5 protein-coding genes are annotated in these 8,143 nt (G+C 73.1%); 4 read left to right on the plus strand and 1 reads right to left on the minus strand.

The genetic code is table 11. The features are described from left to right. The first annotated feature begins 163 nt into the window (after positions 1-163). Complete coding sequence (locus ACFU7Y_RS34665) at positions 164-1,852, plus strand: protease pro-enzyme activation domain-containing protein (RefSeq protein ID WP_224277948.1); 1,689 nt, start codon at positions 164-166, stop codon at positions 1,850-1,852. Between the two features lie 57 nt (positions 1,853-1,909). On the opposite strand, the gene ACFU7Y_RS34670 is transcribed toward ACFU7Y_RS34665, so the two are convergent. Further along, positions 1,910-2,797 carry a lysozyme gene (locus ACFU7Y_RS34670; RefSeq protein ID WP_380770742.1) on the minus strand — a complete coding sequence of 296 codons (888 nt, stop codon included), beginning with the start codon at positions 2,795-2,797 and terminating at the stop codon, positions 1,910-1,912. A gap of 334 nt (positions 2,798-3,131) precedes the next feature. On the opposite strand from ACFU7Y_RS34670, the gene ACFU7Y_RS34675 reads away from it, so the two are divergent. The 3 genes from ACFU7Y_RS34675 to ACFU7Y_RS34685 all read left to right on the plus strand — a co-directional run bounded on the left by ACFU7Y_RS34675 (position 3,132) and on the right by ACFU7Y_RS34685 (position 8,060). Next, complete coding sequence (locus ACFU7Y_RS34675) at positions 3,132-3,698, plus strand: GNAT family N-acetyltransferase (RefSeq protein WP_224275641.1); 567 nt, start codon at positions 3,132-3,134, stop codon at positions 3,696-3,698. Positions 3,699-3,944: 246 nt separating this feature from the next. Continuing rightward, positions 3,945-5,681: a cellulose synthase catalytic subunit gene (locus ACFU7Y_RS34680; RefSeq protein WP_308020140.1), complete on the plus strand. Its 1,737-nt coding sequence runs from the start codon at positions 3,945-3,947 to the stop codon at positions 5,679-5,681. A gap of 135 nt (positions 5,682-5,816) precedes the next feature. Beyond that, on the plus strand, positions 5,817-8,060 hold the full coding sequence (locus tag ACFU7Y_RS34685) for an acyltransferase family protein (protein ID WP_380770743.1): 2,244 nt from the start codon (positions 5,817-5,819) through the stop codon (positions 8,058-8,060). The last annotated feature ends 83 nt before the right edge of the window (positions 8,061-8,143 follow it).

Below are 8,143 nucleotides of genomic sequence, written 5' to 3' on the forward strand. Positions count from 1 at the left end.
GCCGGGGGCGACGCCCCTCGACGCCCCTGACGCCCCTTGACGCGACGGAGGGCCGGGAGGACGCTGTACGTGTACGACATATACGTGTGCCGTACACGGACAGTCGAAAGCGCGCGGCCAGGAGTCGCGAGCTCCCGGCGTCGACCCGACCGCTGGAGCGATCATGTCAAGCACCCACTACGTGGCGCTGCCGGACAGTTCCCGCGTCCCGCTCAGCGGAGCGCGGGTCATCGGACCGGCCCACCCCCAGACACAGCTGACCGTCACCGTCTACCTGCGGCGCGACCCCGACGCGCAAGCACGGCCCGACGTCTACGAGCTGGCGCTCCAGGCGCCGACCAGACGGACGTTGCCCAGCGACGATCAGTACGCCGCCACCCACCGGTGGCTGGACACCGACCTCAAGGCGGTCGAGGCCTTCGCCGCCGAGCACAACCTCAAGGTCGAGAACCCGAACCCTCCGGCCCGCAGCATCCAGTTGACCGGCACCACCCGGGACGTCGCGGACGCCTTCCAGGTGACCCTGGCCCGCTACCGCTACCAGGACGCCAACGGCAATCCCCGGAGTTACCGCGGCCGTGAGGGCCAGATCTACGTACCCGCGGAGCTGGACGGCATCGTCACCGGCGTCTTCGGCCTGGACGATCGGCCGATCGGCTCACGCCTGCTGATCCGCCGGGCCGCCGACACGGTCCCGGTGGCGCACGCCGCCCCGACGATCCGGCCGGGAGCCTTCCTCCCGCCGCAGCTCCAGGCGCCGTACGCCTACCCGACCGGCACCGACGGGAACGGGCAGTGCATCGCCGTCCTCGCCTTCAACGGCGAGACGCCGCCCGGCGTCCCGTCCGGTGGCTACTCGCTCGATGCCCTGCGGAACTACTTCGTCAACGTCCTGCACCAGGACATGCCGGAGATCACCAACGTGGTGGTCCCGGGCGTCGGCACCCCCGGCAACGAACCGGGTCAGGACACCGACTTCGAGACGGCCGACACCACCGGCGAGATCATGCTCGACCTGGCGGTCGTCGGTGCCCTCGCCCCCAAGGCGAAGATCGTCGTCTACTTCACCACGTTCACCGAACAGGGCTGGGTCGACGTGATCACCCGGATCGTCAATGACACGGAGAACCGGCCCGGGGTGGTCTCCATCAGCTACGGAAACCCCGAAGCCACCCCGGGCGGTCGGTGGACGATCGGGGCGATGAAGCGGGTCGACGCGGCCTTCGCCAGTGCGGCCGAGAAGAACATCAGCATCTGCTGCGCCTCGGGCGACGACGGCTCCCGCGACCAGGCCGACGACGAGCGCGCCCACGCGGACTTCCCCGCCTCCAGCCCGCACGTGCTCGGCATCGGCGGCACCAGCCTGGTGGTCGACAACGGGCAGGTCGTCAGCGAGATCTGCTGGGACGACGGCCCGGGCAGTCGGACGGGTGGCGGCATCAGCAAGGTCTTCCCGGTGCCGCCGTACCAGGCCGACGCCCATGTGCCGCCGTCGGTCAACCCGCCCCACGCCCGCGGGCGCGGTGTGCCCGACGTGTCCGCGCTGGCCGACCCCCAGACCGGCGTGGTCATCCCGAGCGCCGACGGTGTGCACTTCAACCAGATCGGCGGTACCAGTGCCGCTGCCCCGATGTGGTCCGCCCTGCTCGCCCGGGTCAACCAGGGCCTTCCGGGCTCCGCCCAGGTCGGCTTCCTCAACCCGCTGCTGTACGCGAAGTTCGCGACGGGTGTCCTGCGGGACATCACCCGGGGCAGCAACGGCGCGTACGCCTCCGGGCCCGACTGGGACCCGTGCACCGGCCTCGGCAGCCCCGGCGGCCAGAAGCTGCTGAACGGCCTCAAGGCCCTCTGAACCGGACCTCCCCACCCGTTGGGCCCCCGCCTCGGCGGGGGCCCAACGGCAGGCGGATCAGCCCAGGGCGAGCGCGCGGAGGCGGTCGGCCGCGCCGTTGAAGTAGTCCTGGTCACCGGGGAAGGTGCCGGAGTCGGCGAACTGCCAGAAGGTCTGGTAGCCCCAGCCGTTCGGCAGGGTGCCGACGGACGTGGAGTAGCGGGCTATCCAGAGCGGGTTGGTGGTGCCGAAGCCGCCGTTGTTGCCGGTGCACTGGGTCCACCAGTTGGTGGTGGTGTAGATGGTGGGGTACCGGCCGGTGCGGGAGTGCACGGTGTCGCTGAAGTCGCGGATCCAGCTGACCATCGCGCTCTGGCTGAGGCCGTAGCAGGTGGCGCCGTAGGGGTTGTACTCGATGTCCAGCGCGGGCGGCAGGGTCTTGCCGTCGGCGGACCAGCCGCCGCCGTGGCTGACGAAGTAGTTGGCCTGGGTGGCGCCGGAGGAGGCGTTCGGCAGCGCGAAGTGGTAGGCGCCGCGGATCAGGCCCGCGTTGTACGAGCCGTTGTACTGCTGGGCGAAGTACGGGTTGGTGTAGCCGGTGCCCTCGGTGGCCTTGACGTAGGCGAACTTGGCACCGTTCGCGGACACCGAGGACCAGTTGACGTTGCCCTGGTAGCCGGAGACGTCCAGGCCCGGGGTCTGGGTGGCGGCGAGGGAGGCGAACGGGGCGGCGGTGCCGCGGCCCTCGTGGGCGGCGACGGTGGAGCCGGCGAAGTCCTGATCGGGGTGGAAGCCGGGGCGGCCTTCGACGACGGGGGCAACAGAGGCGGGCTCGGCCGCGTAGGCGGGGGCGGTGACACCGGCGGCCAGGGCGGTCGCGGCGGCCAGGGCGGCCAGGGCGGGCAGGCGGCGGCGGGCCGATCCGTCGGTGCCGGTGGTGCGGGCGGAGCGGGAAGAGCGGGGCATGGACACTCCTCTGGTTCCGAACGGGGGAAAGGTCGAAATGACCTGGTACGACCGGGGTCTGACCGGCCGTACCGCAGAGTAGTCATGTACCTGTTACCGCCGCCAGGCATCTTTTTTCACATGGTGAACGCACGTCACATGTGCCGGAACGTCATGACCGGCAGCCGGCGTTGCCGGTTTTGCCGGGCCGGTCGGCCGCGAAACCGGACCGGGGAATCGGCGGGCGGCCGCCGGGCCGGGCTCGGGGCGGTTCCGGGAGCGCGCGGCCCGCTGTGGCACGATGCCCGCGGGCCGGCCACCACGGGCGGCCCCGCACGTGAGGAGAGGACCAGCCATGACCGAGACCGCCACCGACTCCGCCCGGCCCGCCGGGGAGCCCGCGTTCCGGCCCGCCACGCCCGCCGACGTCCCGGCGCTGGTCGACCTGGTCGAGTCCGCCTACCGGGGTGACTCCAGCCGGGCCGGGTGGACCACCGAGGCGGACCTGCTGGGCGGCCGGCGCACCAACCCGGAGGCCGTCACACAGGCCGTGAGCCACGCCGAGGGCCTGGTGCTGCTCGCCGAGCGGGACGGCGGAATGCTCGCCTGCTGCCAGCTGGAACGGCGCGGTGAGCGGGCCTACTTCGGCATGTTCTCGGTGCGCCCCGGGCTCCAGGGCGGGGGCATCGGACGGGCGGTGCTGGCCGAGGCCGAGCGCCTGGCCGTCGAACGGTGGGGCGTCGGTGCGATGGAGATGACGGTGATCGAGCAGCGCGCCGACCTGATCGCCTGGTACGAGCGGAGGGGCTACCGGCGCACCGGCGAGTTCAGCCCGTTCCCGTACGACGACGAGCGGTTCGGCATCCCGCTCCGGCCGGATCTCCGGTTCGAGCACCTCGTCAAGGAGTTGAGGGCGGCGTAGGGGAGTCGACGGCTGGACGCGGAAGTCGACGGCTTTGACAGGGAGTTGGAAGCCTGCTGAAACGGCTCGCCCTCGGGGTCCGGTTCAGTCCCGCTCGACCGGGTTTCCGCAGGTGACGCGCTGTCAAGTCGGTGAGCTGGGGCGATGCGGAGATGTCACACCTCGTTCATTATTGGTCTAGGCCAATGTGAGAAGCTGGGTGCGAACGGCCACGTTCCGTCCGCTGCCCAGGGGGGCCATTTCCGCATGCCCGTTCTCCATGGCACCGCCATGCCCGCACCCGACACCGGTCCGCGCCGGACACCCGCGGACCCCGACGGCCACCGACTGCCCGGTCCGCCCGACGACGAGGAGCTCTACTGGTACTTCGGCCCGCAACGCCGCTGGGTACTGCTCTGCGCCACCCTGTCCTACGCGGGAGCCACCGCCACACTCGGCCTGTTCGCCCTCAGCCGGCCGCTGCTCTGGCCGTTCCTGGTGCTCACCGTGCTCAACGCGGCCACCTGGCTGCTCTCGCTCACCGACGGCCAGCGCGCCCGGCGCTTCACCCGCGACTCGCACGACCTGCTGCTGCGCGCCTGGAGCCCCGCCCGCGCCCCGAGCGTGGACCTGCTGCTGCCGACCGCCGGCGAACCGCTGGCCGTCCTCGACAACGCCTACCGGCACACCTCGGCCGTTCGGTGGCCCGGCGAACTCACCGTCCTGGTCCTCGACGACGCCGGCCGCCCCGAGGTGCGCGAACTCGCCGAGTCCTACGGCTTCCTGTACCGCGCCCGCCCCGACCGGGGCCGCTTCAAGAAGGCCGGCAACCTCAACCACGGCCTGGCCGAGGGCACCGGCGAGATCGTCGCCGTCCTGGACGCCGACTTCTGCCCCCGCCCCGACTTCCTGCACCACCTGGTGCCCTACCTCGACAACCCCGAGGTCGGCATCGTGCAGAGCCCGCAGTGCTTCGACACGGACGCCGACATGTCCTGGCTCGAACGCGCCGCGGGAGCCACCCAGGAGATCTTCTACCGCTGGATCCAGCCCTCCCGGGACGCGCAGGACGGCACCGTCTGCTGCGGCACCAACGCCCTCTACCGCCGCTCCGCACTGAAGCGGATCGGCGGGTTCGCCGAGATCGACCACAGCGAGGACCTCTACACCGGCCTCGCCCTCGCCCGCGCCGGATGGGCCACCCGCTACGTCCCCGCACTGGTCGCCAAGGGCATGTCGCCCACCGGCCTGCCGGCCTTCATCAGCCAGCAGTACCGCTGGTGCCTCGGATCCCTGGCCCTGGTGCGAGACCCGGACTTCCGCCGGGGGCCGCTCTCCCGATCCGCCCGGCTCTGCTTCTGGAACGGCATCCTCGGCTACGTCACCAGCGCGGTGAACGTCTTCGCCGTGCCGCTGCCCGCCCTCATCATGCTGTTCTTCCGGCCCGAGGAGATCCAGCCCTGGCAGGTGCTGCCGTTCCTGCCGCCGATCTGGGTCGCCCTGGTGCTGCTGCCCGCGATGTCGCGCACCCGTTGGCGCTTCGAGGTCACCCGGGTCCAGCTCCTCGGCGGGCTCTGCCACGTGGTCGCCATCGCGCACGCGCTGCGCCGCCGCTCCGCCGACTGGGTGCCCACCGGCGCCGTGTCCGGCGGCAGTTCGCTCGCCCGCGCCGTCGCCCGGATCGGGGTCGGCTGGCTCGGGTTCGTCGTCCTCGCGGGCGCCGCCGGACTGGTCCGGGCCGCGCTGCTGTACGGCTGGCGGCCGTACTGGGCGCTCGCCGGGCTGCTCGCGCTCACCGCGTACACCATGATCCCGCTGATCCGGGAGCTGTGGCCGCTGCTGAACGGGAACAAGCGCGGCAAGGGCGCCGTCGGCGAGGTCGCCGCGCCCGCACGGGGCCGCTCCGACCTCGGGTTCGGCCGGGCCGAGGCCGTCGCCGTCACCGCCGTACTGCTGCTGTGCGGGCTGCTGGCCTCCGGCTGGGCCGATCCGCTGATGTTCTGATGTCTCGTCAGTTCTGCTCCACCGACTGATTGTTGAGTTTCCTTGCGCGTCGCCCCACCGGCGCGGAGACCGCCCGGCCGCCCCATCGGCCCGGCGGGCCCGACCACCGCTGCCAGCCCTGCAAGGAGCACCGCCGTGTCAACGGCCGTACCACCGTCGTCCTCCTCCGCCGCCACACCGGGCACACCGGAACCCGCTCCGGTCTCCGGTTCCGCCTCCGCCTCCGGTTCCGCTGAACTGCTGCCCGGCGTCGTCCGGGTGGACCGGGAACTCGCCGCCCCGCAGCGCGCCACCGTCGCCGAGAGCGGGCAGGCCCGCCGGCGCACCGCCTTCCGCCCCGACATCGAGGGGCTGCGCGGCGTCGCCGTGCTCTCCGTCCTCGCCTTCCACTCCGCTGTCCCGGGCCTGACCGGAGGCTTCATCGGCGTCGACGTCTTCTTCGTCATCTCCGGCTTCCTGATCACCGGCCTGCTCGTCGGCCGCCCGATCGGCCTGTGGGACTTCGCCGCCCGCCGCGCCCGACGCATCCTGCCCGCCGCCGCCACCGTGCTCGTCGCCACCGCCGTCGCAGGCGGCGCCCTGCTCGACCCGCTGCGCGGCACCGACCTCGCCCGCGACCTGATCGCCTCCGCCGGCCAGTTCGCCAACTGGCGCTTCGTCGGCCGGCAGACCGACTACCTGGCCGCCGAACACGACCCCAGCCCGCTGCAGCACTTCTGGTCGCTGGGCGTGGAGAACCAGTTCTACCTGCTCTGGGGCGTGCTGCTGCTCGGTTTCGCCCGCTACCTGTACGGGCGCCGCCGCACCGTGGCGATCACCCTCGCCACGGTGGCCGTCGGCGGTGTATCGCTGGCGCTCTGCCTGCGCTGGACGGCCACCTCCGCGCCGCTCGCCTACTTCTCCACCGGCAGCCGGCTCTGGGAGTTCGCGGCCGGCGCCTGCGCGGCGCTGGCGGGCTCGGCTCCGGCGGCCCGCGCCGAGCGGCGTCCGGTGGCGTGGTCGCTGCGGGTGCTCGGCTGGCTGGGCCTCGCGGCCGTGCTCGCGCCCCTGTTCCTGTACGACCGCAACACCCCCTTCCCCGGCACCGCCGCGCTGCTGCCCGTCCTCGGCACCGCCGCCGTCCTGCTCGCCGGGCACCGCTCGTTCGGCGCCGCCGACGCCGGGCGGCTGCTCGCCACCCGCCCGTTGCGCGCCGCCGGACGGCTCTCGTACGCCTGGTACCTGTGGCACTGGCCGGTACTGACCATCGCCCAGGCCCGGTACGGTGTGCTGCCCTGGACCACCCTGCTCGCGCTCACCGCCGCCGCCGCGCTACCCGCCTGGCTCACCCTGCGGCTGGTCGAGCAGCCGCTGCGGTACGGCAGCAGCCCGGCGCCCCGGCGCGGGCTCGCGGTCGGCGCCAGCGCCCTGGTCATCCCGCTGATCGCCGCACTCACCCTCGGCGGCGGCACCGTGCGCGCTCTCGGCGACCCCTCCTCCGGGCCCACGGCGGCCCCCGCCGGAGCCGCCGACGGCCCGAGCCTGCTCGCCCCCGGCATCCGGGTGCTCGCCCTGACGCCCTCGCTCGCCCGGGCCCGGGAGGACTTCCCGCCCGGCAAGGGCTGCGAGATCCCGCTCAACGCCGACAGCAGCCCGCGCTGCCTCTTCGGTGCCGAGGACAGCCCCGACCGGATCGTGCTGCTCGGCGACTCGCACGCCGGGCAGTGGATCTCCGCCGCCCTCGCCCTGGCCGAGCAGCGGCACTGGGCCCTGGAGGTCCTGGTCAAGCCCGGCTGCCCGCTGGCCACCCTCACCGTGCGCAACAACGTGCTCGGCCGCACCTTCGAGGAGTGCGACCGCTGGCGGGAGAACACCCTCACCCGGTTGGCCTCCGGGCCCAAGCCGCGCCTGGTCCTGATGGCGGGACTCAACCGCTACGGGAGCCAGGAGGAGCGCACCGAGGGCTGGACCCGCACCCTGGACCGGCTCACCGCGCTCGGCGCCCCGCTCGCCTACCTCGGCGACACCCCGATGCCCGGGAAGGACATCCCGACCTGCCTGGCCGCCTCCGACGGGCGCTCGGACGCCTGCTTCTTCCCGCGTGACACCGCCTTCGAACCCGACCCCGTGCTGGACGGCGGGCTCGCGGCCCGGTACGGGGTGCGGACCCTCGACCTCGGGCCGCTGCTCTGCCCCGGCACCGGGCCCTCCTGCCCAGCCGTACTGGAGGGCGTGGTGCTGTACCGGGACACCGGGCACATCACCGACACCCTGGCGCGGGTGCTGGCGCCCCGGCTGGACAAGGGCCTGCTGGGGGCCCCGGGTGCTCCGACCGGTCCGACCGCGCCGGCCGCGCCTACCGTGTCCGTGGCTTCGGGGCCGCCGTCGGCTCAGCCGTAGATGCTGTGGCAGATCCGGGCCTGCTCCGACCCGGCCGGCCAGTGGCCCGCCCGCTCGGCCTGATCGCAGATGGTGCTCCGGCG

It is taken from the genome of Kitasatospora sp. NPDC057542, from assembly GCF_042801945.1.
Classification (GTDB): domain Bacteria; phylum Actinomycetota; class Actinomycetes; order Streptomycetales; family Streptomycetaceae; genus Kitasatospora.

Bases quoted from the DNA above. Each gene is read 5' to 3' on its own strand.
- ACFU7Y_RS34665 (WP_224277948.1), top strand. From the start codon at position 164: ATGTCAAGCACCCACTACGTGGCGCTGCCGGACAGTTCCCGCGTCCCG.
- ACFU7Y_RS34670 (WP_380770742.1), bottom strand. From the start codon at position 2,797: ATGCCCCGCTCTTCCCGCTCCGCCCGCACCACCGGCACCGACGGATCG.
- ACFU7Y_RS34675 (WP_224275641.1), top strand. From the start codon at position 3,132: ATGACCGAGACCGCCACCGACTCCGCCCGGCCCGCCGGGGAGCCCGCG.
- ACFU7Y_RS34680 (WP_308020140.1), top strand. From the start codon at position 3,945: ATGCCCGTTCTCCATGGCACCGCCATGCCCGCACCCGACACCGGTCCG.